Genomic DNA, 24,974 nt, shown 5'->3' on the forward strand with positions numbered 1-24,974 from the left:
CCTGACAAGCTCGACACACTTAACTATAAAAGCCCCCCTTCCGTAGCCTCATCTATCCAGAGGCTAATACCCAAATTGGTGATCTTCTATGCAAAATAAGTTTATGAACTTTTGTTTTAGCTTGATCCCCATGCGTATCTCAGTATAATTGCGTAGAGATGCGAAGTGGACTCGACATGGGTCTCATGGTAAACACGTAGGAATTTCTCATAGTTTTACAGGATATAGGTAAAAGCGCGGGATCGCAAATGTATTTTAGCAGAGGGATATGCCTCCACACGCAGAGCGATCTCGCTTCAGCTATTAGTTGTCAATTAATGATGCCATTGGTAGATGTAGTGGGGGACACTACAAACACCAGGCAATCCGCTATTACTTGCTAACTACTTTGAAATCTAGAAAAGGGTAGCGTTGTTGGCGATCCCTACTGCTTTGAGAAAGAGTTTTTTTGGGCATTGGCATTGGTCATAAGGAATGGAAATGCTTAGGCAGCAAGGATTGGGATAACCAATTAGCTTTACTTATTACACTATGTACGGAGGCAGATACTAATCTTGTTATACAACTTCTATAAGAAATTCTCAAAACAGAAACTCTTTGATTCAATCCCTGACAAAACTGGCACGTCAATTTCAATTTGAGCAGATTACCGATTTAGTTGAATTCTTAATAACCCATGATTAGCAATCGATCCCACCAATCCAAAAAATCTCGAAAAATTTCCCTGAGATTATTTTTAATAGTACCCTTTGTCCTCCAGATCGTCGGCGCAGTGGGGCTAGTAGGCTATCTTTCCTACCGAAGCGGGCAGCAGGCTGTGGCAAAATTGGCAGATGAATTGATGACGGAAACGAGTAATCGCATTGAGCAACATCTCAATAGTTATATGGGGAAAGCCCAGGAAATCAATGGCACAAATGTGGATGCCTTTAAGTCGGGAATCTTAAACTTGAATGATTCTCAAACTCTGGGAAAATACTTCTATCTTCAGATGAGAGCGTTAAATTTTGCTTATGTTAACTATGGCAGTATTAAGGGAGAATTTATCGGTGCTGGTTATGGGCAGAATAATCAGTTGGAAATTGGAGAAATTCCCATATCTGACCTCAATAAAATCAGTTTCTACTCAGTAGATAACGAGGGTAATCGGCTCAAGGTAAAATATACATTTAAAAATCCACAAACGAATAATGCGGCTTGGTACTTAGATGCGATCGAAGCTGGTAAGCCGATTTGGAGTTCTATTTACAGTTGGGGAGATTTGCAGAACTACATCAGCACTTCAGCCAGCACTCCCGTGTATGACGCGCAGAAAAAGTTACTAGGTGTACTTGGTATTGATGTTGAACTCAATCAAATCAGCCGATTTCTGAAAAAACTGGATAGTCGAAGATCGGGTCATATTTTCATCATTGAACGTTCGGGGTTGATTGTTGCTAGTTCTGCAAATGAATCCCCAGCGCCTATTATTAAGGGCAAAGCTACCAGATTGAAAGCTGTGAATAGCAGCGAAAGAGCGATCCGTGACGTGACACAGTATTTAATCCGGCGTTTTGGCAGTTTACAGGCGATCGCGAAACCGCAACTACTCCGCCCACCTCTCAATGGAAACCCTTTTGTCAGGGTAATCCCCTACCGCGATAAATACGGTTTGGATTGGTTGGTGGTAATGGTGATCCCAGAATCTGAATTTATGGCAGAAATTCAGGCGAATAGGAATACAACAATTTTACTTTGTTTCTTAACTTTAGCGATCGCCACAGGATTGGGAATTATTACCTCAAATTTGATTGCTACACCAATTCAGCGATTGAGTCAAGCCAGTAGAGCGATCGCTAGTGGCGAACTGAGTCAGGTGGTAGAGATCGAGGGAGTTTCGGAACTAGAAACCCTAGCAGATTCCTTTAATGATATGGCAAGTCAGTTACAAACTTCTTTTGAAACCTTAGAAAATCGGGTACAGGAACGCACGGCAGAATTAGCAATTGCTAAAGAAAAAGCGGAAGTAGCCAACCAAGCCAAAAGTACCTTTATTGCCAATATGAGCCATGAATTGCGCTCGCCTCTGAATGCTGTTATAGGTTTTTCCCAGTTAATGTTGCGAGCCAATAATATGCCAGCCGAACATTATGAAAATGCCGGAATTATTTATCGTAGTGGCGATTACTTGCTGACAATTATTAATAATATTCTCGATTTATCCAAAATCGAAGCAGGCAAAATCACTCTCAATCCTAAAGATTTTGACTTACATAACCTACTCGATGATTTAGAAGATATGCTGCATCTGCGGGCAACTAATGCTGGCTTAAATTTACTCTTTCAGAGGACAGAAAATGTCCCGCGCTATATCTGTACCGATGAAGTAAAACTGCGTCAGGTTTTAATTAATTTAATCAGCAATGCGATCAAATTTACCTCGGTAGGTCAAGTTGCTCTCTATGTCTTTCAAGGAGATCGAGAAACAACCGATGTTTTTAATCTCCATTTTCGGGTGCGCGACACTGGCATAGGTATTGCACCTGCCGAAATACCAAAGCTCTTTGATGCCTTTACCCAAGCGCAAGCTGGCAAAGAAATGCAGGAGGGAACGGGATTAGGTTTAGCGATCAGTCGCAAATTTGTGCAACTAATGGGAGGGGATATTTCCGTAGAAAGCGAATTGGGAAAAGGCTCAAGTTTCCAATTCTATATTCAGGCAAAATTGGGTCAAACAACAGTCAGCAAGAGTATAGAAGAACGTCCGAGAGTGCTGGGACTTGTGCCAGGTCAACCCACCTACAAAATCCTCGCAGTAGATGATAAAGCGATTAATCGCCAATTACTAATTAAGTTGCTCAGTCCTTTAGGATTTGAGGTGAAAGAAGCAAGTAATGGCAAAGAAGCGATCGCAATTTGGGATGAATGGGAACCTCACCTCATCTGGATGGATATGAGAATGCCCGTAATGGACGGTTATGAAGCGACAAAATATATTAAATCTACCATCAAAGGTAATGCGACAGCGATAATTGCCCTTACAGCTAGCGTTTTAGAAGAAGAAAAAGCGATCGTACTTTCGGCAGGATGTGATGATTTCCTCCGCAAACCTTTCGTTGAATACACCATTTTCGATACGCTATCCAAGCATTTAGGAGTGCAATATATCTATGCCGAAACACCACACCTTAAATTAGAAGAGTTATCGGAGAATGCCTTAACATCCCAACAGCTAATGTGTATGCCTAAAGAATGGATTAATAAATTATACGAAGTGGCGCTTGAAGCTAATTTTAACCGCGCTTTACAACTGATAGAAGAAATTCCCCAGACAGAAACTCGTTTGAGCAAATCCCTCACACAACTCGTGCGTCAATTTCAATTTGAGCAATTGGTTGATTTAGTTGAACCCCTAATAAGCAATGAATCTTAATTTGGAAAGTGAAAATAAAGGTAACATTCTGATTGTAGACGACCTGCTCGAAAACTTACAATTGCTAAGCGAGGCACTCCTCCAACTTGGCTACACTGTTCGCAGCGTCACCAGTGGGCGGATGGCGTTGAAAACTGTAAAAGTGAAGGCACCGGATGCAATACTTTTAGATATCAAAATGCCAGAGATGGATGGTTATGAAGTTTGTAAAACTCTCAAAGCCGATGATAAGTTACGCCATATACCAATTAATTTAGATTTCTTGCAAGAAGACGTACTCAAACTGCTGAATTCGATGCGGATAGGGACCGATCGCATTCAGGAAATAGTTATGTCTTTGCGGAATTTCTCCCGTCACGATGAGGCGGAATTCAAACGAGTGGATATTCATCAAGGTATCGACAATACGCTGATGCTTCTTCAAAATCGTTTAAAAGCTACACTAGAACATCCAGAAATTGTTTTGATTAAAGATTATGGTCAACTGCCGCTAATTGAGTGTTATTCCGGACAACTCAATCAAGTATTTATGAATCTTCTCAATAATGCTATTGATTCCGTGTCTAGCCAATTTATTGGCAATACGCCACAAATTAAAATTAATACTCAAGTTCTGAACAGTCATCGAATATTAATCAAAATATCAGATAATGGTTGGGGAATTCCTGAAGAATTACAATCAAAATTATTTGACCCTTTTTTTACTACCAAACAGGTAGGACAAGGTACGGGACTGGGGCTGTTTATCTGTCACCAGATTGTGGTCAATAAACACGGTGGGAATTTATATTGCCACTCCGCATTAGGAAAAGGAGCAGAATTTACCGTTGAAATTCCGATTAATAAAACGCGATCTTAACGGGCTAGAAAAAGAGACCAGAAAAGCTGAAACTGGATTTGACGCAATTTGAAGTCTCCGCTGTGGATATCGCAAGAGCGTCTGGATCTCACCAAAATCTTTTGTGATGTAGACGAATTCTGCCAATCGCAAAGAGCTACACTGGCAGAAGCAACCGCACAACTTAAAATTCCTGGGGGAAAGAAGTAACAAAACTGTTTCTTCTCTCCCCTACTATTAATATTCCCACTTTGTCTGTAAAAACTAACATTTATCAAAACTTAATATTCACTTTTGAAAGTCAGGCTTCTACTGCTTCGGGTACCGATCGCAACTTACCGCTAGCGGCTATGCAAATGGCTGCGGCGAGGAATGCGATCGCACCCCAAATCCCACTCGCAACGGCTGTCATACTTGCCAGTTGCGGGAATAATATCCCAAACAAACTCGATCCCAGTCCGATCCCGCCAAAATAGAATCCCACACCCAATCCCGATCGCTCTGTTGGTACAAGCGACAAAGCAAAAGGTACAACTCCATTGACAATTAAAGCAAAAAATGCTAATGCTCCCACTATTGTTACTGCCACAATAAACCCGTTGGGAATCAAAACCATCAGCAGCAACAACGGTATCGTAGCGCCAATGCCAACTAACATAGCGCGTTGGTTGCCCAGTTTCACCGCCAACGCGCCAGCGGGAAGTGCAGCAAAAGCGAGAAGAAGAGAGATAGCAAACATCAGCCAAGGAATATCAGCATTTGGCCATTGGTTTTTCAGCATTTTGGGAATTGCGTCCATCAAGAAACGCGAACCCCACGCCACACCCGCACCAGTTCCCAAAATTAATACCAGTGGGGATAAGAGGGAGAGAGTAGGAGAGGGAGGAACGGTGGGAGTGTTGTCCTGTTTTGGTATTTCTGGTGGATCGAAACGACGCAATATAACAGCTGCACCCAGCAGAACAAAAGTGCCGATCGCAAAGCAAAAAATTGGCCCCATACCCAGAACAAATTGATTGGCAATTGGTTTGAATGCGCCAATGATTCCCGCCGCTAAAGTTAACAAACTAGCCGCCAAAGGTAACTCAGCCGGTCTAGCGTATTTTCCCAACAACGATATCGCCGGAGAACGAAACACCGCCATCGCCAAAGCCCAGACTACCATCAGCAGCAGCAATACCCAGCGTATCCCATCGAATAAATTGCGGAAAACAACAACTGCCGGTATAGCGATAAACAACGCCGATGATAGGATAACTCCAAACGATATCAAGGGAAAGCGACTGCCTAACGAGTGTTTGATGCGATCGGATATTCCTCCCATCAGGGGTTCCATTGCGATCGCCAACCCATTTTCAATAATTAGCAACCCAGCCGCTAACTCTTTAGCAAAGCCAAATTGCACCAATAATTGGGGCAAATACAGATTATAAATTAGCCAGGTAAAGGTAATTGCTCCCTGTACCCCTGCCAAACCCCAGACCTGCAACCACAACACATTTGGCTGATTTCTAGAGGCATCCATCTTGTTATCCCATTTTTGGATTACTTATCATTCAAGTATGCAAATTTATACAAAAATATCAATGAATCGCCTATTTTTCTTAAGCTTTATCGTCAGTTTAGCAGTTACGAACCCCAATCTCATATCCAGTAGCATCAATCGCACAAAAAAATCACTTTCTTATCTGCGTTAATCTGCGTTAATCTGCCTACATCTGCGGTAAAAATTTAACCCTTGATTCCCACAGATAATCTTGAGTATCACTCATGTACCACCGATGCAACCGGACACGATATAACTCACCATCACACTCACAACTTACGCAAAGAAACCCGGTTTCTAGAACCCGCGAAGAAACCGGTTTTCTGGCCTAATCCTGCCTAAATCCCGCTACTCTTAGTATTCCGGAACAGAAGAATCGACTTCCCGACTCCAAGCAGTGATACCGCCTTTGACATTCGTACCGACAATACCAGCTTCCTTGAGAATACCCAACGCTTTGGCAGAACGACCCCCCATTTTACAATGTGCGATCAAGCGATGACCGTTGAGCAATTCTTTCACTTTTTCAACACCATTACCGCTTTCAATTTCCGGTAATGGCACTAAAACAGAACCGGGAATTCTGGCAATTTCGTACTCATTGGGATTGCGAACATCCAGCAGCACAAAATCATTTGCACCGCTATCGATGAGCTGCTTCAATTCTTTTACGGTCATTTCTTGAATTTCCATCTGCCGTTTTGCCTCTTCTGCCTTTGCTTGGGGAATACCGCAGAATTGTTCGTAGTCTATCAACTTTTCAATGACTGGGCGCACCGGATTCGGTCGCAATTTCAACTCGCGAAACTTCATTTCCAGCGCGTTGAACAGCAACAACCTACCGCTGAGAGTTGTACCTTTTCCGATGATAATTTTGACGGTTTCCGTTGCTTGGATAACACCGATAATTCCCGGCAAAATACCCAAAACGCCACCTTCAGCGCAAGAGGGAACCATCCCTGGCGGTGGGGGTTCCGGGTATAAGTCGCGATAATTAGGGCCACCTTCGTAGTTAAAGACGGTAGCTTGTCCTTCAAATCGGAAAATGGAACCGTAAACGTTCGGTTTATCCAGTAACACGCAAGCATCGTTAACTAGATATCGCGTGGGGAAGTTATCTGTGCCATCCACCACGATATCGTATGGTTTCATGATGTCGATCGCATTTTCCGAACTTATCCGCGTTTCGTATAAGTCAACTTGGCAAGCGGGATTGATTTCCAAAATCCGATTTTTGGCAGATTGAATTTTGGGTTTACCCACCCAAGATGTACCGTGGATAACTTGGCGTTGCAAGTTGGAATTATCGACGACATCGAAATCGACTATACCCAGGCGTCCGATTCCAGCTGCTGCGAGGTAAAGCAGCAGCGGGGAACCCAGTCCACCCGTACCGATACAGAGGACGCTGGCGGCTTTGAGGCGTTTTTGCCCTTCCAGTCCTACTTCTGGCAAAATTAGGTGGCGGGAATATCTTTCGTATTCGTCTTTAGAAAGCTGGATTTCATCCAGGTTGGGATTGAGCATGGCAATCTGATAGGGAAGAGCGGATCTTATATGGTATCCTTAAACAGTATCCTTTGTGTCTTTCCCGTCTTCGCAGTTTTTTACAATTTGTTTAACTATCCTGGGCGATAATTTCCTCTGGCTGAAACTGGCGGTTATCGTCGAGACACCAACTTTGCAGTTCTCCAGCTTTGCCTTGCGGTACTGAGACAATGAGATAAGAATACACCGGCCATGCGATCGCCCGATCCATTTCCGAGGGAATCGCCGGATGATCTGGGTGCGAGTGATATATGCCAATAATATTAAGGAAGCGATCGCGTGCTTCTCGTTGTGCTTTGAGCATATCACCAGGAGCGATCGCATAGTTTCGCTTCTTACTCCCATCTCCTACACGCATCGGAAATTCCGCCGCTTCTTCATTCCAGGCATTTTCGGTAGGTCTGACTTCTAGTACAGTTTTGCGATCGTCGCTCAAATGTCCCAAGATTATACCGCAACACTCTTCTGGATAGGTGCTTTCGGCGTGAGTGCGAATAGCTTGCAGATGGTGAGGTTCGAGTTTGATAGTCACAATTGACAGCAATTGGGTGCGTGAGGCTATTAGGAGTTGGTTTTCATCCTTTCGATTAAAGATTCCAGCTTTTCTTTTACTTCTACTACGCTGCTGACGAGACGATCGTAATCTGCGATATTTAGGAAATCTAATTCATAGCTTAGGAGCAGATAGTATTCTAACTCTATAGCTCCATCTATCGCTAGTTCAAACAACTTTATTTGTTCTTCTCTTTCATGTTTAACACATCCCTGCGCGATTTTGATAGGCACAGCAGCGCTTGCCAACCGAATCTGTTGCGTTATTCCCTGCAATTCCCGTTCCGGAAATTTATCAGTAATCTCGTAAACTGCCACAGTCAGAATATGCGCTTTTTCCCATTCCGGTAGTTCTTTAAAATCCGTCATATTGTCAACAAAATCACACTTCCTTACATTATAATTCCCCCACAACCGAATCCTCACTTACGATCTTTTCTACTTTACTTTGCGCTCTAAAAAATTCCAAAATAAGGCTTGACTTTTTAGCTACTGAGCCATATTATTAAACTAATATTATATTCTTTATAATCAGAATATTTGCAAAAAAAATAAAACGGCAAACATCTCCATTATAAAAGAATACCACAAAATCAAATTCCAGTATACAAGTACAGTAAATTGTAACCAAACTTAATGAGTAGAGGTGGCTCCCAAATAGAGTTCGCCCACCTTGGGGTCATTCAGTAATTCTACACCCGGGCCGGTGAAGCGATCGCGCCCTGCCTCCAAAACATAACCGCGATGGGACATTTCCAGAGCTTTGCGAGCATTCTGCTCCACCAACACAATAGCAGTACCGTCCTGATTAATCTGCTTAATTTGTTCAAAAACGTTATTAACGAGAATAGGAGACAAAGCAGCAGAAGGTTCATCCAACAATAACAGACTGGGCTCTAACATCAAAGCCTTTCCCATCGCCAGCATCTGCCGTTCTCCCCCAGAGAGAGTACCAGCGCGTTGGCGACGGCGTTTTGCTAAAACGGGAAAAGTCGCAAAAATCCTCTCCTTGAGAGGTTGCAAACGCACGTTGCGGATAAACGCGCCCATTTCCAGATTCTCTTCCACCGTCAGAGAAGGAAAAACATTGGCAATTTGGGGCACATAGCACATCCCTCTCTGCACGATGCGATCGGATTTTAAGCCACCAATACTTTCGCCCTTAAAAGTAATTTTGCCTCGGTGAGGATTCAGCAGACCAAAAATAGTTTTAGCCAGCGTTGATTTGCCAGCACCGTTGGGCCCAATTACCGCCACCAATTCAGCGGGATAAATTTTGAAATTGACGCCTTGCAGGATATCCAAATCTTTAACATATCCTGCGAAAACATCTTCAACTAATAATATGGGGTCATCAGTCATTGGGAAGAAGGGGCTAGGGGCTAGGGCGTCGGGGCTAGGGACTAGGGACTGAGGATCTGTAGATTTTGACTTTTGACTTTTGACTTTTGACTTTTAAGAAGGCGTTTTTTGCAAATCCGGACGCTCCTCAGCGACTATAGCATCTTCTACAGGACATACCTGTAGACAAATACCACAGTCAATGCAGGTGGCAAAATCAATCCAGTACCAATCAGTACCTTTGACATTTTTGCCTGGGCCTTCGTGAATGCAAGCAACGGGACAAGCGGAAACGCAGTCGGCGACGCCTTCGCAAATATCAGTAACGATCGTGTGAGGCACAGTGTTCTCTCTCTCAAAGTTCGGCAGACGAGCCCGAACAGAACTCGCCTTCTAACCTACATTAAGGATTGTAGTGCTTTTTGAATCACAGCGTTTCAATAGTAGGCGAGCCTTCCGCTTGTACCCAAGCAATTTGACGGATACGGCGAAGACTGGCGTATTCCCGAATTGCATCGGGATCGCGTCCTCCCAAATCTATTTCCACGCGCACTAAATTGACCGAATCTCTGAGAGTTTGGGCGTAAGCAAACGCAGCTGGGTAAGCTTGGGGAGTTTCGGGAACGACTAACCAGTCGCTGGCGGGCGTTTGGTGGGGCAACTGAGCGGTAGGTAGCAATGCTTGGTGCAGATCTTCGATATTAAGACAGAATCCAATACCGGGAACATTTTCTCCTTGAGGGTGATAGAGACTGAGCAATCGATCGTAGCGACCTCCCTGTCCCAGAACGCGCTTGCCAGTTTCCGTTTCGCCGACTGCTTCAAATACTATACCGGTATAGTAATCGAAGGTTTGAATTAAGCTGAGGTCGAGAATTAATTTTGAGGCGATCGACGAGCCATCGGCTAGCTTTGGAAAGCCTTGTTCGAGTAATTCTATCAGAGATTTAAGATTGTTGAGAGCTTCTTGTTGAGGCGGCGCTAGTTCTAGATGGGCAACTTTTTGCAGCACATCATTTGGGCGTCCGCGCAAATCCAACAACATCAGAGCGCGTTGGCGCAGTTCTTCCGAAAGCGGTAGCGTTTCTAGAGTAACGCGATCGAGATGAGCGATCGCAAATCGCACCTTATCTTGCAGAGCATCTGGAAAAGCCGAGAGCAAACTTCGCGTCAGTTCCGCTTCTCCCAAAATCAGATACCAGTTATGCAAACCCAGAGTCTGCAAACATTCTGTCAGCAAGAGCAAGATTTCTGCATCGGCAAGCAACCCGCCGCCACCGATCAATTCTACCCCAGCTTGATAAAATTCCTGCTGATTGTTGTGGCTGCTATCGTGCGAGCGACGAAACACATTGGCATTGTAGTAGAGGCGTTGGGGATAGGAGACGCCAGCCATACGGGTAACAGCAGTGCGTGCGATACTAGCAGTTAGTTCTGGACGCAACCCCAGCCCTTCTTCTTCAATGTTTTGCAGTTGCAACACCGTCGAGCGATCGATCGCTCCCCCAGCCATCAGTGTATTCAACCGCTCGATCGTGGAGGTAATAATCCGGTGATAACCCGATCGATGATATACCTGCTGCAAACGTTCTTCAATCCAACGTTTTTGCGCCACATCCAGGGGCAATAAATCTCTCGCCCCCGGTGCATAAAAATTCAGTCCTTTATCATCTGAGCGAACAAAAGTTCCGCCTTTGCTATCCCCCCTTTTTGGGGGGAAGGAGGGAGAAGAGGGAAGGGAGGAGGGTGATTGATGCACCATTACTTTTTCTTTTCGTTCTTGTCAGTTTTCTTGCCAAATAAACCAAATAAACCGCCACTTGATTTTTCTGCTTCCTTCTTCTTAGCAGAGGCAGAAGCGGCAGCCGCTCTTTCTGCTTGTTTTTCCATCAGTTTTTTTACTTCCAAAGCAGTTGGTTCTTGAGGATTGAACTTCAAAGCTTGATTCATATGAACCTTAGCCATAGTCATCTGGTCTTGCTTCCAATAAGCCATTGCTAGTATGGCATGACAGCGACTGTTATTTGGCTCCATTTTGAGCGCATCCTTCATTTCCAAAACCGCCTTAGCCGGGTAATTCTTATCGATATAGTCCAGTGCGCGACGGCAGTATGTCTCCGTAGGGGAAGTTTCCGGCTTCTTCTCAGCTGCGGGTGCTGTTCCCTGTGCGGGTGGTTTTGTCGTTCCTCCTCCTACTGCTGTTGGGGTTGGCGATTTCGCCGTCGCCTGTGCCGGTTTGTTGACAGGTTGACCTTGACTGGCTTTTCGCAACAAATAAATCAAATTTATTTCGCTAATTTCAGCAGTTTTTTCTAGTACTTTATCGAGCGTTTCATATTGCTTTTCGCCCAAGCTTTGCAGTGCAGTTTTGTACTCTTGCTCAAAGTTACCTGATTTGCTTAACTTCTTAGCTATTTCGCTACGCAATTCGATTTGATTTTGTTCTTGAACAAGGCGTTTTCCCATGCGACTTAAAAGTGCATTATGTTCGGCTCGACTTTGCTCGCCAAACAATTGTTCGTAGGCAGGATTCACCATTTTGGCAAAGAACTGACTTGCCTGATGTTTTACTGCTTCGCTTTCCGCAATGCAGCTATCGGGATGTAAGCGACGGGAAATTTTGAGATACCGTTTGCGAACGTCGTTGGCCGTTGCATCCAAAGGTACCCCTAAAACTGCGTGGTGATCTGTGAAATCAAACTTGAATAGTCCCCGTTCAATATTAAGAGCCATAGTGTAGTTTCCGACTTTTGAAGCGATTAAATCTAGTGTACTTCGCCACCTCTATTAATGCGCTAGCGTGAATGTACGGCATTATTCCAGGCAGATAAAGGACGTACCTGCATAAGTTCGGTGCTAAGGCTGTTATGAATGTAACCGTTAGTCGCCAAAATACGGCCTGAATCAATTTGCAACGGACTGCCATCGTAGGCGGTAACATTGCCACCGGCTTCCTGGACGATTATCACTCCTGCGGCCATATCCCAAGGAGAAAGTCCTCTTTCCCAGTATCCATCAAGGCGTCCGCAAGCGACATGAGCTAGATCCAGAGATGCCGAACCGCTGCGCCGAACGCCTTGGGTAAGATGGGTAAGGTGGCAAAACTCGGCGTAGTTGTTGTCAGCTGTCTCGCGACGATCGTAAGCAAATCCCGTTACTAACAGACTCTTGCTCAACTCCGATGTTTGCGAAACTCGGATGGGCCTCCGGTTGCGCGTTGCACCCAAACCAATAGCTGCGCGAAACAGTTCGTTGTGAAAGGGATCGTATATAGCACCCACCTGGGGAACTCCGTCAATCAACAATGCAATTGAGGTGGCGAAAAATGGGTACTGGTGAGCGAAGTTGGTAGTACCGTCTAGCGGATCGATCGCCCAGAGGTATTCACTTTTATTTTCTCCCAGTCGCCCGGATTCTTCGGCCAAAATTGAGTGGTCGGGAAAGTGGCGAGCTAAAATTTCTAGGATTGTAGCTTCGGCGGCTTTATCTGCTGCCGTTAACAAATCCCCCGGACGCCCTTTTTCTTCCACCGTTTCTAGTGTGCCCAAATAAGATTGTAAAACTGCACCGGCAGTCAGAGCTGCTTCGGTGGCAATCTCCAGGAATGTTTGCAATTGTTCGGGGGTATGATTCATCTTTAATTTATGGGAATGGAGAATTGAAAATGGGGAATGGCGAATGGAGAATTGGGCATGGCTAAAATGTTAAAGCTTAAAGGAGATCGAGTATAGGAAATTTTTCCCATTTTTCTATTTTCCGATGTCCCATGCCTCATACCCCATTCCTCATCATCTATATTGATTGCGAAACTCAGCCGGGGTCAGGCGCATCGGTTTTTCTGGGTTCCAAATACCCAAACCCATGACTCTGGCGAATTCTTGGGCGCTTTCTAGACGTTCGTCATACTTGTTGTTGAGCGATCGCGATACAAAAAGTCCATATCCCTCTGCCAGTAACCGTTCGTTTAACAGCACTCCATCTTGCCACACATAGGCCAGGGAGCGATCGAATTGGTCTTTAGTTTCCGTGTCAGATTCCAACAAAACCGGTTTAGAGCCGATCAATTCTTCCAGGCGTTCTTTCGCCGCCGTACCCCAAGGACGTTGCCGCAAGTCCGGCGCTTCAATCCCAATCAGGCGGATTTGCTCAATCAAAGGCGGTTGTTTTTCCGAATCGATCGTTTCGAGGGTTTGTCCGCTCACCACCCGCACAACCTTAGCCACCTCTCCTTGGGGTGTTGTTACCGGCTGGCAACTTGTCAGGAGAAATAATAAGCAAAAGAAAAAAGCGAAAATATTGCTGTTTTGGCTTTTATCAGTCTTCATCGAGGGGCAATCCCGCCTTTACTTTCCCTTTTCCAAAATAGCGACCGAATTGCAGTTCGTAAACTTCATCTTCATCCTGAGTCTCCACCTCTAAGTCCGATCGCGGATAGCTGACACACAACAGCGCATACCCCCGCTGGCGGAGTTCCTGGGACAGTCCCATCGCCTCTGGCTGATAAATCTCTCCGGAAAGCACCCGCACCGCGCAGGTGGTACAAGCACCGTTGCGGCAAGAGAAAGGCAAATCGACGCCTTGATTCTCGCCACTGTGTAATATGTACCGATTTTCCGGCACTTCTATGGTATAATGCGTTCCTTTTTGGCGATAGTGGATGCGAATTTTGTGCGATCGAGACATTTGCAATTTTCGAGCAACATACTCTATAATAAGATTCCGTGCAAGAAATCCTGCAAAGGACATTTCAAAGCACATCCCTGGAGAGGTGGCCGAGTGGTTGAAGGTGCCGCACTGGAAATGCGGTTTGGGGGCAACCTCAACGAGGGTTCGAATCCCTCCCTCTCCGTTCCTGTAACTGCTTAACATACATAGCTTTAAGCGATCGAAACTCTCAGGACTTCAAGTTTAACTGGAAGTTCTGTATGCACTATTCTACGAACTGGTGTAAAAGTGGTGTAATTTAAGGCACAGCAGTTATTACACCACTTTTAATAATGACACAAGCAAAAGCGAGTCACAGCAAAGGTTCGGTAGCGGTTATCGTCAGCAATAATCGGTTACAGATTCGCTTCAGTTATATGGAAAAGCGTCATTATTTTTCCCTGGAAGTTGCCGATACCCAACAAGGTCGCAAGTTAGCGGAAGAAAAGGCAAGCGAAATTGAGCTAGACATCCTAAATGGGTGTTTTGATTCTACTCTAGCCAAGTATAAACCAAAATCTCATCTAGTTTTGTTAAAAACAGAGGAAATGCAAGACAGGGAGAATGCGATCGGGCTTGTACAATTGTGGGATAAGTACACGGAATACCGAAAGCCTCAGATAGCTGAAACCACACTAAAACTGAATTACCAGAGAATAGCCAGTCACATCAAAAAAATTCCCTTTCAACAAGTAAGCGATGCTACGGCAATTCGCGATTACCTACTCGAACACAATTCTGCTTATACGACCAAGCAAATAATAACCCAGTTAAATGCCTGCTGTAAATGGGCTTGCGAGTCTTCACTCATTAGGGAAAATCCCTTCAAGGGAATGCCTGAAAAAATTAAGTTAGGAGAAGATAAAGAAAAAGACATAGACCCTTTTACGCCAGCGGAACGCGACGCAATTATTCAAGCTTTTGAACAACATCCTACATACAATCACTACGCACCATTTGTAAGGTTTCTGTTTGCAACAGGTTGTCGTACTTCTGAAGCTGTAGCTTTGCAATGGAAACATATCAACGATCGCTGTTCGCAAATCACCTTTTCTGAGGCGGTGGTATGCGTTTCATCTCAAAAAATTCGTAAGGATACCAAAACTCACAAGTCTCGGAAATTCCCCTGTAATGCTCAATTGCAAAAGTTATTGCAGGCAATTAAACTGCAAAATTGCGAGCCAGAAGCATTGGTATTTCCATCTTTAACAGGGAAAGAAATTAATGCTCACACTTTTAATGCTATGTGTTGGAAAGGCACGAAAGTACACGGCAAATATCAAGAGGGTATAGTTACTTGTTTAGTGAAAGAAGGCAAAGTAGAGCGTTATCGTCCTCAATACAATACTCGCCATACATTTATTACCCAATGTATAGAAGCTGGGGTAAGTCCCGTCCAAATTGCTAAATGGGTAGGAAATTCACCTGAGATAATTATGACGCATTATGCGGGTACACTTAGGCAAGTACAAGTTCCTGAATTTTAATTTTGGGCTTGTAGATATTCAAGCCATCGGGCGATCGCTTCTAATTTAGCTAGAGGAGAAATGAGCGCTCGCCTTCAATTCAAATTAACGTATAATAGAAATCAAACATTGATTGTTTAGCAGGATAAACAAAAATGACACAGTTATCTTCAAATCGCACAGCACGGCGAGGAAGAGTATTCCCAGAACGACAACTATCTCCAGAAGAAAAAGCGCGTCGTCAAGCTGAAGACGAAGCATTTGCCAAACGCTGTCGGTCAATCTTTGAGCGAGTTAAACCAGAACTAATTAACGAGCATTACGACTGGTTTATTGTGATTGAGCCTGAGAGTGGAGACTATTTTATAGACGCAGATGAAATGGCTGCAATACAAAAGACTCGTGAGAAATACCCACATACCAAAAGCCTGATCATGCGTCTCAATGAAACTGGAGCCTGCGGCAGAATATGATTTCAGGCGAGTTTAACAATAAGGGTGAGTTAATTTTTGAAATTGATTTGATTGCTGCTGATGGTGATATTATTACAGTTAAAGCACTTCTAGACACAGGTTTCACAGGCTGGCTAGCAATTGATAACCAAGATGCAGAGAGTTTGGGGTGGCTTCTTCAGAGCCAACAACGAAATATGGAGACTGCTCGCGGCGAAGCACGGTTTAATCTTTATGAAGGAAATGTGCTTTTTGATGGAGAGGAGTTTGCAATTTCAGTTTTAGGTGGAGATGAATTGCCAGATATTCTCTTAGGTGTGTATTGGTTACAAATAAAAAGACTGGTGTCAGATTTTCCGGCGGGGGTGCTGACATTGGGGTAGGTGCGATCGCGCTGACTTCAGAAACCCGGTTTCTTAGAGAAACCGGGTTTCTTAGTGGTGAATTAAGAGTGCGATCGGACTTTGATTTGGATAGAGAGAGAATGGGCGATATCGTGCAAGGTTATTCCTCGCTCTATGGTTAGTTACCATCACTGAAAGTAGGCGTAAATCTCCTACTCAAAATGGTAAAAAATTATTGCATTTAAGTTTAATTATTACAACTACATTTTTTCGATTATGTATTTCGCTAAACGATCGTATTGTTTATCCATTTCCTGCATCAACTTAGTCTGATTAGGAGTCCACGCCCCCGAACTTATTGCATCTCTTGTCGGTTTTCTTGTCGATAAGTATTTAATTGGCACATTTTGCCCTATGCTGTCAGGAGCCATAACATTTAGGTCTTCAATACTTGATATTGGTTCAACATTTACAAATTCAGGAATACATTCATAATCCTCAACTTTCTTTAACGCAGGTATTAATTTATTTTTGATTATGTTTAAAATTTTCTCATATTGGTATTTATCTGCTCCTAGTTTTTTTCCTTTCCTTGTATCAAAGCCATTAAAAATCCAGCCTCCAAACTTAGGTTTTCCCTTGGATGGTATGAGTTGATCGTATGGGTTTGATTCCGTGAAACGAGTTTGGCCTTGTTTCCAATCAATAACAAATTTAGGTAATACTTCTCCAATCAGACCGATACAGTATGCAGAAAATAGGTCAGGGGTACAGGGAACTAGAAAATAATCTGAACAATATAAAGCTGAACGCACAAGAGTATTAAATGATGGGGGTAAATCGATTAATACATAATCATAACTTTTTTCATATTTTTCCTCAAGTTTATTAACCAGTAGCAAAGGTACGAGAAATCTATATAATCCTGCTCCGCTTACTACGTCTGTTCCAACCGTTAGTATGTCAGCAAAACTATTGAGCCAGAAGTCACCTGGTACAATATCTAACAGTTGGTTTGCTTCGTCACCTGTATTTTCGTTGAATTGATATTTTGGTCGAGTTAAGTATATTTCCTTAATTTCCATCTGGTAAATGTAAGGTTGTGCATAAGATCTTATGGTTTTACCAAAAGGGTTGGCCTCTGAAGTTTCAAGATATTTAGCAAACTCTTCGTAGCCAATAGTTGCAATAGAAAGATTGCATTGTGGATCGAAATCAATTAAAAGAGTTTTTTTTCCTGCTGCTGCCAGTGCAACCCCTAGATTCCAGATGATAGTTGTTTTTCCTACTCCACCTTTGTTATTAAACATGGAAATTATTTTTTTAGTCATGCTTGTGTTTCTCTTGTCATATTTGAATGTCTGGATATTAGTATAAACAAACTATTCGTATCTGTGACTTAATATAGATTAGCCATTATGTTAAGATTAGGTTAGATAATTTTTTAGCGCTTCCGAAAATGACATCTACTGAGCTGTTCGCCCTTGCTGCAAATGAGTGGGACTTGGAAACCTTATACGCAGACCTCGCATCTGCCAAGGGTAAGCGTTTGACACCAGTGGAGAAGCAGCACCTGCGGGGGTTGCTTTGTGGCTACAGTCCCGCTGAAATAGCTGAAAAGCTGAATAAGAGTCCCAAAGGAGTTGGAGTTGACCTGTGTAATACTTTGTATCAGTATGTTAAGAACCTTGTAGGTAAAAGTGATGAAAAGATAGAAAATTGGAGAAATGTTAATGAATGGCTTGAAGAAGCTGGATATAAAACTCAGTCTTCTGCTGAATTTGAATCAAGTGATTGTTTACCATTAGAATTTTTAATAAAAAGAGCGAATATAACTATTGATAAACATAAAGTAATCGTTGACATTAACTTGCGGATAGTAGCCTCCAAACCTTCAGAAATTCCCAAGATGGAAGAAATAGATACTAACGGTAAGGTTTGATATCAGCGAAGAAGAGATTAATATAAGCCAGCCGATTTTAGAGACACATTCCAGCATCTGTTTTTCTTACAGAATCAAGTTGTTGGCTGGAGGTAACGAAACCCAAAAAGGTTTCTGGTGTTGGGTTAAGCGACAGCGAAACCCAACCTACAATTTACTTTAATATGAGAAAGGACTGAGTTAAATTACACTCAGTCCTCATCATTGATAGTTCAGTTTTAAGTTTAGCTGAAAGTTATCTTCTCGCGGGTTGAGCGGGTGGTTTTGGCTTTGTATTTTCTACGCTAATGCCAAGTACCCACACAGTTACAAGGACAACACCGAGTACTTGCAGGAGAGTTAACTTTTCATTGATGATCAACAAAGCTAAGACCACTGTTAAAGCAGGGCCACTCGCACCCACAACGGAGGCAAGGGCAGGCCCAATCATCGGTACGCCTATGTTATTGAGTAGGTAGCCAACTAAGGAAGTAACTGTTAAAACTAAGGCTCCTATCCAGAGAGTGGGCCACATTTTGGGATCGACCTTGTATGCTAACGATGGCACAAAACTGCCAAATGGCAGCACAAAGGCGGACAAGAACAATATGGTTGTGAAGTTGACGACACTAAAGGGGATGGGGTGCATTTTACTGACTTTGATCAGAATCACGTAAATTGCAAAAGCTATCCCCGATACGATCGCTGTGATTGCTCCTAGTGTATAGTTACCTTTAGCCCCTGCTGTCAGGTTGGGAATGGTCAAAAAGCCGCCGATGTAAATTGAGACCGTTGCCAAGATGAGAAGGAAAGTCGGTTTATCCTTAAAGATTAACCAAGCTAAGAGAATGGTAACCGTGGGATAGATAAAGAAAATTGTGGTAGCAACACCAGCTGGAATATTGCCTAAAGCAATGTAAATGAAAAATTGAGATACGAACAGAAAGAAGCCACTGCCTATGACGCTCAAAAGCCTGCCGCGCTGTTCCCGATTGCCAAGTTGTTTGATATCGCGCCACGTATTGCTATAACGCCACGGTGCTACGATAAAAGCCATGATCGGCGCGACAAACAGCATTCGCATCGCCAAAATTAACAGGGAATTTCCCGGACTGGCAGAAATAAATCCTCCCAGTTCAGTTAGACCAAATATCGTTTGCTTTCTCAAAATTACTCTGACAATAACGTTTTGCAACGAAAACATCAGAGAAGAAATCAAAATAAGGGTCACCCCTGTCACAAAGTTGCTGGGCTGAGTTGGTGCAGCTGTAGGTGCGGTGGCAGGCTGCACGGCTGGCCTTGGGCTCGGTTGTTCCATTGGCCCGATCGTCTTGGGCTGGGTGTTTTGCTGTAGCTGGAACTTAATGCGACTTACCAGTGCCTCTAAAATTGCTTCTCCTTGCTGTTCGAGGCTGTGCATCCGACCGAGCTGCTGGGATAGAGCGCTTTGATAGCTGCTGATATCCTGTTGCAGGGTTTTTAAGGTGGTGCTGAGGGTGGAATCGAGGGATGAAAGCAGGCGGTAGGCATTATCGTTGTAGCTGCTGGGAAGCTGGGCAGAACCGGTGCCCGACGAGATAATTTGCTGCCGCAATTGCTCTTGCAGATGGCTGGCGAGTACTTCCGCAAGTTGCTGTACCTGCTGCTGAGATTGCAAGTCCCGATACTGCGATCGCAGCTGTTCGATATCGGCGGAAAGGCTGCTTTTCTGCGACTGTAACTGCGTGACTTCCTGATTCAGCTCCAAGATCAAACTTTCTTTGAGATTTTGCAGCTGCTCGGTCAGGGCCTTCAGCGCGTCCTGTGCTGCCTGCGGGTTGTTTCCACCCTGAGCTTCTGCTTGGTTGTCCAGTTGCCCCATTAGAGTCTATCCTCTTGTCAATTGGCTATCAAATAACGTGGATTGCTACTTGCTTTTTTATGGGTATTCCTAAGTATTTTGTCAAATGCCGCCTCAAATTGTAATTAAATAACCTTAAGTATTTAAATAATTTTTTACGAATTTCTGAAGAATATGTTTACATGACGCTTTTGAGATATATTATGTTTCTCCTTCCTAGCACAACCGCGTGGAAGTTTTTCTGGTACTTATAGATTTAGAATTTTGCGATCGCTTATTTGCAGTTAGAGGTTTAAATAATTGCTTTCACCTCAAGAACACTTTACGAAATTAGATGCCATTTTCCAGCGTTATGCTGTCGCTTTAGCAGATGAAGTCCGCGATTTACAAAAATCGGACGAAACCGCTCAGTGGCCTACCGCTTGGAAGCAAGTATATAACTGGTACTTTGCCCAATGCTTTGTGCGAGAGCGGATATTCTGCAACTGGGCAGCTGATGCTGCTGCCTGGAAGCTTTTGCCAGAGAGGGGATATCCGAATCGCGGCAACCGCAAGACCGATTTACCCCTGCCGCTTACTATAACTGAGGTAGAAGCAAACGAGCAATAGCAAAGATGATAGCGCCCAGACTGGCAGTAATGGGAATGGTGATTACCCATGCCCCCGCAATGCTTCGTAATGTGCTAATACGGATCGATCGCCAGTTTTGTACCAAACCGATGCCAATGACGCCGCCGACGAGGGCGTGAGAGGTGGAGACGGGCAAACCGAGTCGGGAAGCGAGCAAAACAGTGGTGGCGGTTGCCAGTTCGGCGCAAAAACCGCCACTCGGTTGGAGGGGAATAATATTTTCTCCGACTGTGGTAATGACGTTTTTACCCAAAACGGCTAATCCGGCGACGATTCCCAAACCGCCGAGAACTAAAATCCAGAGAGGAATGCTGAAGTCGCCCAAGGGAACGGAACCGGTGCGGCGAATGTAGGCGATCGCAGCTAAGGGGGCGATCGCATTCCCGACATCGTTGGAACCGTGAGCAAAGGCGACAAAGCAAGCGCTGAGGACTTGAAATCGTCCCAATTGTCGCTCTACCGGATTTGAGATTTTCGATTCTCCCCCGCTCCCCCGCTCCCCCGCTCCCCCGCTCTCCAACTGTCGCCAACTAACCAAGGAGAGGCTAACGGCTGCGATCGCACCTGTTGCCAGCGTGATATCGTGGGCGGGGAGAGTCAGTCCCCAGCGGTTCGTTAGAAATGCGTGTACTGGTTGAGTTAGGGTTGGTAGCACAATGACGCCAAACACGCTCAACAATGCTGCACTCAACCAAGGTATCCACTCGCGCAGTTGTTGCAGGGGATGGGGGCGATCGAGTATCCAGCGCTTGACAATACTGTAAAAAAGTGCTGCTACGCTGCCGCTGATAACTGGGGTTAAGACCCAACCAATGGTGATCGTGCCAATTGATGACCAGTCTACCGAATGGATACCAGCAGCAATCCAACTGAAACCGGCGATCGCACCCACCACACCATGAGATGACGAAACTGGCAACCCCAAACTGGTAGCAATTTGCAACCACAAACCGCAGGATATCAGTACAGATACCATCCCGATTAACAAAGTCTGTGGCGTTGAAGCGAATGTAGATGGGTTGACAATTTCCGTTGCGAGAGTTTCGGATACCTCACCGCCAAATAGTACCGCACCCGTAAATTCCAAGATCCCAGCTATGATCAGCGCTTGCCGCAGGGTGACAGCTTTGGAGCCTACAGAAGTTCCCATCGAGTTGGCAACGTCGTTTGCTCCCAAGTTCCAGGCGAGGTAGAAGGCGAGTAAGGCGACGAGAATTATCATGTCGTCAGTATGGATAGACACATGGTTAGTTTATCTGCTGCGGGATGTGGGGGTGTTCTAGCTATGGAGGGAATAATATTTTGAACCTCAGATGAACCCAGATGTAAAGTAGGAGCGAGACGATATATTTACAAATCGAATTCTTGCCTCAATTTGTTTTAAAGACATTGTAGATTTTTCTTGGGATAATTCTCCCAAATCTGAAATTGCTCAAGCCGTTCAAGGTGTGGCAAATGCTGTTAAGGCTCAATCTCAAAGTATTCAAAGTATTACGAATATTGCAGAAAAAATCTTTCAGCTATTCCAAATCCTCAAGGCTGATTCCCAAAGCTGCTAACTGTTCGGAAGAAAGCGACTTTAACTTAGCAGCTAATTCCAGTCGCTTTTGTCGTTCTCGTTCCGCCTCTGCAAATGCTAGTTCTGCGTCTGTCTGTAACCAATTTCCCTCCCCGTCATACCAGCGTAACCAGCGACGGCTAATTCCTTCAAATTCTCCTTGCCAGATTGCCAATCCCAATTTTAGTTCGGGAATCCAAAACTGAGGATTTTCAGTATCTATAGTTTGCTCTCGGTAGCGCCCACCATCTAGTTTAAATCCCCGCAGGCGATCGCTATAGCGACTGAATACGGCATAATAAGGTACTCGCAAAATCCGCTCGTAAACATCCCACTTTCTCGGCGGTATTTCTCTACTATGTTGTCCGTTACTTTCCTGAGTGCTATGTACTTCGGAAGTATTCTCTTCATCTAGTAGCGCCAATTCTCCCAAATCTTCTTTTTCTGTTCCCGGCGATAGCAGTTCCACGACTAAAAATGGATTTGCACCTTCTTGCCAAATGACGTAACTAGAACGCAAATCCGTACCTTCATAAAGACGCGGTACATCCAAGACGAGAAACCAGTCGGGACGTTTGTACCACAGGGGATTTTTCACATCATAGTACAAGTTTAGATCGGAGCCGGCAAAGATGCGCGAGGGCGGGTAATTTGTCAACCGTAGGGTGCGAGAAAGCAACTGCGGTTGCAAACTATGAAACTCGTCAGGCAAACCAGGTTCCTCCGCATTTTCACTTGGCAAATCGTACATCGTCGGCAGTGTCTCCTTAGCAGGGAGAGGCGGTTCTGTCTGGGGAATTTGCTGAGGAAAGCCAGTCACAGTGAACCTCCGAGACATATTAATTAGTAGTATAAGCGATAAAGCCCGCGCAGGCGGGCTTTGTTTGTATAGGGGCGACTTTAGTTGTCAGCAACCTACAAATTGGGAATCAATCTACCAGTTGGAGAAGTTGCAACAGGTTGATCTCCAGCAATATCTGCTACGGCGGCGGGAATTTCTTCAGGTGATTTAGTTTTCGCTTTGTTGAAATCGGTGATGAGTTTTTCCATCATTTCTCCCCGTCGATCGTACAATCGTTTTAGTTGCCGAGGTTCGCACTGATTCATTGCGTAGGCGGTGATGATGGGTACGGCGATCGTACTATCGGTGTAACAAACAATTGTACTGGGCAATTCTTCGGGATCGACTTTACCCCAGCTAACTGCTTCGCTAGGCGTTGCACCGGATAAACCGCCTGTATCGGGACGCGCATCGGTGATTTGCACAAAGTAATCGTGACCCCGTTCTTCCAATCCCAATACTTCGTGCAGTTGCGGTTGTGTTTGCAACAGGAAGTTTTTCGGACTACCGCCGCCGATAATTACCGCTGCACTTTTGCCTTCTACTCCATTTGTACCGGATTCGCGGGCGCAATATGCGATCGCAGCTGTCTCGTTGACATCCAAGGCTGGATCTAATACTAACTGAGAACCTTCTAATGCGATCGCGGCTACGTTCATGCCGATCGAGCTATCTCCAGGAGAGGAAGTATAGATGGGCACTCCGCACTCGTAAGCTGTCGCCAACAGGGAGGAATGTTTAACTCCCAGTTGTTTTTCTACTTCCCGCACATACTTACCCAACAGGTAATGAAATTCTGCGGTTCCCATTCGCTTCTGGAACTCTTCCGCTTGCAGAACTTTGCGGATGAAAGCATCGGTTTCCAGCAGCACATCGTAGCCAAAGGTAATATCGTAAATGCGAATTGTACCTTCTTCCCGCAGCTTGATATCATCAAGGAACGGACTGCTGGCGAACAGTTCAAAACCTAAACCGAAGTGGATATCGTGGTAAAGATTAGCACCAGTGCTGATTATCCAGTCAATAAAGCCGTTGCGAATTAGCGGCGCTAAAGCAGCGACTCCCATCCCGGCGGGTGTCATCGCACCGGAAAGACTGACTCCCACCGTCACACCTTCTTGGAAAACTTCGCGACTGAGTAGGTGGCAGATTTCTCGCAATCGAGCGGAGTTGTAGGCGGTAAAATAATTATCGATTAAATCGACCACGCCAATTTCTTTGGGTATGGGGGCGGGTGCGATTTTGCGACCGGACTTTTTTGACATTTTGGCACTCCTAAAAGAAGGGGCTAGGGACTAGGGACTAGGGACTAGGGGAAAAGAGAGAGTAGAGACTGGGGAATAATTTTTAGGAATGAGTAAAAAAATACTCGTCCATCAGTTTATTTAACTCGCGCTTGAGTATAAAAGACTTGTCGATGAGTTGTAAAGACTCGTTGATGAGTTTTCTTACCCTAGCTCATAGCCCCTATTTCTTTCATCACCTTCAAGTAGCATTCGTATGCTGCTTTGCTAAAACAAACAAAGGTTACTTGTTCGATCGAGCTATTTCGCTGCAAAAAATAGCTTACTTCCTTAATAGCTATTTTTGTCGCTCGTTCTAGGGGAAATCCATACACACCAGTGCTTATAGCTGGGAAAGCAATCGTGTGAACGTTGTTTTCCTCCGCCAGTTCCAGACATCGGCGATAACAACTGGCTAATAACTCATCCTCTTGATAATTACCACCTTGCCAAACTGGGCCTACTGTATGGATTACCCATTTGGCGGGTAGTTTGTAACCCTTGGTGATTTTAGCATCGCCTGTTTCGCAACCATTCAATTTTTTACATTCTTCATACAATTCCGATCCGGCGGCGCGGTGAATTGCCCCATCTACGCCACCACCACCCAGTAAGGAGTTATTAGCGGCGTTGACGATCGCATCGACCTGTTGTATGGTAATATCCCCTTCGATAACTGCCATTTTATTTTCTAGCAT

The 24,974-nt window shown here is 44.5% G+C and carries 24 protein-coding genes and 1 tRNA gene; 8 read left to right on the top strand and 17 right to left on the bottom strand.

Going from position 1 to position 24,974, the window contains the following annotated elements; translation table 11 throughout:
• The first annotated feature begins 676 nt into the window (after nucleotides 1-676).
• Together ACE1CD_RS13920 and ACE1CD_RS13925 are read left to right on the top strand one after the other, a co-directional pair.
• Nucleotides 677-3,412, top strand: a complete 2,736-nt coding sequence (locus ACE1CD_RS13920; RefSeq protein WP_374824835.1) for an ATP-binding protein — start codon at nucleotides 677-679, stop codon at nucleotides 3,410-3,412.
• Nucleotides 3,402-4,271 carry an ATP-binding protein gene (locus tag ACE1CD_RS13925; protein WP_374824838.1) on the top strand — a complete coding sequence of 290 codons (870 nt, stop codon included), beginning with the start codon at nucleotides 3,402-3,404 and terminating at the stop codon, nucleotides 4,269-4,271. Before ACE1CD_RS13920 ends, ACE1CD_RS13925 begins: the two co-directional genes overlap by 11 nt.
• Before the next feature lie 280 nt (nucleotides 4,272-4,551).
• Here ACE1CD_RS13925 and ACE1CD_RS13930 read toward each other — a convergent pair whose 3' ends face one another.
• From ACE1CD_RS13930 to ACE1CD_RS13980, 11 genes are all read right to left on the bottom strand, one after another.
• Nucleotides 4,552-5,775, bottom strand: a complete 1,224-nt coding sequence (locus ACE1CD_RS13930) for an MFS transporter (RefSeq protein ID WP_374797453.1) — start codon at nucleotides 5,773-5,775, stop codon at nucleotides 4,552-4,554.
• 375 nt (nucleotides 5,776-6,150) lie between these two features.
• The gene (gene moeB, locus ACE1CD_RS13935) at nucleotides 6,151-7,323 is read right to left on the bottom strand and encodes a molybdopterin-synthase adenylyltransferase MoeB (RefSeq protein WP_374797455.1); all 1,173 of its coding nucleotides are present in this window, start codon (nucleotides 7,321-7,323) and stop codon (nucleotides 6,151-6,153) included.
• 91 nt (nucleotides 7,324-7,414) lie between these two features.
• Complete coding sequence (locus ACE1CD_RS13940; RefSeq protein WP_374824841.1) at nucleotides 7,415-7,876, bottom strand: Mov34/MPN/PAD-1 family protein; 462 nt, start codon at nucleotides 7,874-7,876, stop codon at nucleotides 7,415-7,417.
• A 29-nt stretch (nucleotides 7,877-7,905) separates the two neighbouring features.
• Nucleotides 7,906-8,265: a four helix bundle protein gene (locus ACE1CD_RS13945; RefSeq protein WP_374797459.1), complete on the bottom strand. Its 360-nt coding sequence runs from the start codon at nucleotides 8,263-8,265 to the stop codon at nucleotides 7,906-7,908.
• A 264-nt stretch (nucleotides 8,266-8,529) separates the two neighbouring features.
• Nucleotides 8,530-9,258, bottom strand: coding sequence for an ABC transporter ATP-binding protein (locus ACE1CD_RS13950; RefSeq protein WP_374797461.1), 729 nt, complete (start codon nucleotides 9,256-9,258; stop codon nucleotides 8,530-8,532).
• Nucleotides 9,259-9,351: 93 nt separating this feature from the next.
• A complete protein-coding gene (locus ACE1CD_RS13955; protein ID WP_190474246.1) occupies nucleotides 9,352-9,579 on the bottom strand; it encodes an indolepyruvate ferredoxin oxidoreductase subunit alpha in 228 nt (75 codons plus the stop codon).
• Nucleotides 9,580-9,664: 85 nt separating this feature from the next.
• Nucleotides 9,665-10,999: an ATP phosphoribosyltransferase regulatory subunit gene (locus ACE1CD_RS13960; protein WP_374797463.1), complete on the bottom strand. Its 1,335-nt coding sequence runs from the start codon at nucleotides 10,997-10,999 to the stop codon at nucleotides 9,665-9,667.
• Nucleotides 10,999-11,970 carry a DnaJ domain-containing protein gene (locus ACE1CD_RS13965; RefSeq protein ID WP_374797465.1) on the bottom strand — a complete coding sequence of 324 codons (972 nt, stop codon included), beginning with the start codon at nucleotides 11,968-11,970 and terminating at the stop codon, nucleotides 10,999-11,001. Before ACE1CD_RS13965 ends, ACE1CD_RS13960 begins: the two co-directional genes overlap by 1 nt.
• Nucleotides 11,971-12,032: 62 nt before the next feature.
• Nucleotides 12,033-12,872 (bottom strand): inositol monophosphatase family protein, encoded by an 840-nt coding sequence (locus tag ACE1CD_RS13970; protein WP_374797467.1) that lies wholly within the window; start codon nucleotides 12,870-12,872, stop codon nucleotides 12,033-12,035.
• Nucleotides 12,873-13,025: 153 nt separating this feature from the next.
• Nucleotides 13,026-13,562, bottom strand: coding sequence for a thermonuclease family protein (locus ACE1CD_RS13975; RefSeq protein WP_374797469.1), 537 nt, complete (start codon nucleotides 13,560-13,562; stop codon nucleotides 13,026-13,028).
• Complete coding sequence (locus ACE1CD_RS13980) at nucleotides 13,552-13,920, bottom strand: 2Fe-2S iron-sulfur cluster-binding protein (RefSeq protein ID WP_374797471.1); 369 nt, start codon at nucleotides 13,918-13,920, stop codon at nucleotides 13,552-13,554. The genes ACE1CD_RS13975 and ACE1CD_RS13980 overlap by 11 nt, the downstream gene beginning before the upstream one ends.
• A gap of 79 nt (nucleotides 13,921-13,999) precedes the next feature.
• On the opposite strand from ACE1CD_RS13980, the gene ACE1CD_RS13985 reads away from it, so the two are divergent.
• The 4 genes from ACE1CD_RS13985 to ACE1CD_RS14000 all read left to right on the top strand — a co-directional run bounded on the left by ACE1CD_RS13985 (nucleotide 14,000) and on the right by ACE1CD_RS14000 (nucleotide 16,242).
• Nucleotides 14,000-14,086, top strand: a tRNA-Ser gene (locus tag ACE1CD_RS13985).
• Between the two features lie 148 nt (nucleotides 14,087-14,234).
• Entirely contained in the window at nucleotides 14,235-15,428 is a 1,194-nt protein-coding gene (locus ACE1CD_RS13990; protein WP_374797473.1) for a tyrosine-type recombinase/integrase, read from the top strand.
• 134 nt (nucleotides 15,429-15,562) lie between these two features.
• The gene (locus tag ACE1CD_RS13995) at nucleotides 15,563-15,880 is read left to right on the top strand and encodes a hypothetical protein (RefSeq protein WP_374797475.1); all 318 of its coding nucleotides are present in this window, start codon (nucleotides 15,563-15,565) and stop codon (nucleotides 15,878-15,880) included.
• Complete coding sequence (locus tag ACE1CD_RS14000; protein ID WP_374797476.1) at nucleotides 15,877-16,242, top strand: aspartyl protease; 366 nt, start codon at nucleotides 15,877-15,879, stop codon at nucleotides 16,240-16,242. The genes ACE1CD_RS13995 and ACE1CD_RS14000 overlap by 4 nt, the downstream gene beginning before the upstream one ends.
• A gap of 221 nt (nucleotides 16,243-16,463) precedes the next feature.
• Here ACE1CD_RS14000 and ACE1CD_RS14005 read toward each other — a convergent pair whose 3' ends face one another.
• Nucleotides 16,464-17,534 (bottom strand): ParA family protein, encoded by a 1,071-nt coding sequence (locus ACE1CD_RS14005; RefSeq protein WP_374797477.1) that lies wholly within the window; start codon nucleotides 17,532-17,534, stop codon nucleotides 16,464-16,466.
• Nucleotides 17,535-17,662: 128 nt separating this feature from the next.
• On the opposite strand from ACE1CD_RS14005, the gene ACE1CD_RS14010 reads away from it, so the two are divergent.
• Nucleotides 17,663-18,145: a helix-turn-helix transcriptional regulator gene (locus tag ACE1CD_RS14010; protein WP_374797478.1), complete on the top strand. Its 483-nt coding sequence runs from the start codon at nucleotides 17,663-17,665 to the stop codon at nucleotides 18,143-18,145.
• A gap of 235 nt (nucleotides 18,146-18,380) precedes the next feature.
• Here ACE1CD_RS14010 and ACE1CD_RS14015 read toward each other — a convergent pair whose 3' ends face one another.
• The gene (locus ACE1CD_RS14015) at nucleotides 18,381-19,985 is read right to left on the bottom strand and encodes an EamA family transporter (RefSeq protein WP_374824844.1); all 1,605 of its coding nucleotides are present in this window, start codon (nucleotides 19,983-19,985) and stop codon (nucleotides 18,381-18,383) included.
• Between the two features lie 279 nt (nucleotides 19,986-20,264).
• On the opposite strand from ACE1CD_RS14015, the gene ACE1CD_RS14020 reads away from it, so the two are divergent.
• A complete protein-coding gene (locus ACE1CD_RS14020; RefSeq protein WP_374797482.1) occupies nucleotides 20,265-20,573 on the top strand; it encodes a hypothetical protein in 309 nt (102 codons plus the stop codon).
• On the opposite strand, the gene ACE1CD_RS14025 is transcribed toward ACE1CD_RS14020, so the two are convergent.
• From ACE1CD_RS14025 to ACE1CD_RS14040, 4 genes are all read right to left on the bottom strand, one after another.
• Nucleotides 20,542-21,816 carry an inorganic phosphate transporter gene (locus tag ACE1CD_RS14025; protein ID WP_374824934.1) on the bottom strand — a complete coding sequence of 425 codons (1,275 nt, stop codon included), beginning with the start codon at nucleotides 21,814-21,816 and terminating at the stop codon, nucleotides 20,542-20,544. The two genes, ACE1CD_RS14020 and ACE1CD_RS14025, sit on opposite strands and share 32 nt — an antisense overlap.
• 298 nt (nucleotides 21,817-22,114) lie before the next feature.
• A complete protein-coding gene (locus ACE1CD_RS14030; RefSeq protein ID WP_374824847.1) occupies nucleotides 22,115-22,972 on the bottom strand; it encodes a Uma2 family endonuclease in 858 nt (285 codons plus the stop codon).
• Between the two features lie 95 nt (nucleotides 22,973-23,067).
• Nucleotides 23,068-24,258, bottom strand: coding sequence for a deoxyhypusine synthase (gene speY, locus ACE1CD_RS14035; RefSeq protein WP_374824850.1), 1,191 nt, complete (start codon nucleotides 24,256-24,258; stop codon nucleotides 23,068-23,070).
• Between the two features lie 188 nt (nucleotides 24,259-24,446).
• Complete coding sequence (locus tag ACE1CD_RS14040) at nucleotides 24,447-24,974, bottom strand: O-acetyl-ADP-ribose deacetylase (RefSeq protein ID WP_374824853.1); 528 nt, start codon at nucleotides 24,972-24,974, stop codon at nucleotides 24,447-24,449.

The sequence above is a fragment of the Aerosakkonema sp. BLCC-F183 genome (assembly GCF_041929145.1).
In the GTDB taxonomy this organism is placed as follows: domain Bacteria; phylum Cyanobacteriota; class Cyanobacteriia; order Cyanobacteriales; family Aerosakkonemataceae; genus Aerosakkonema.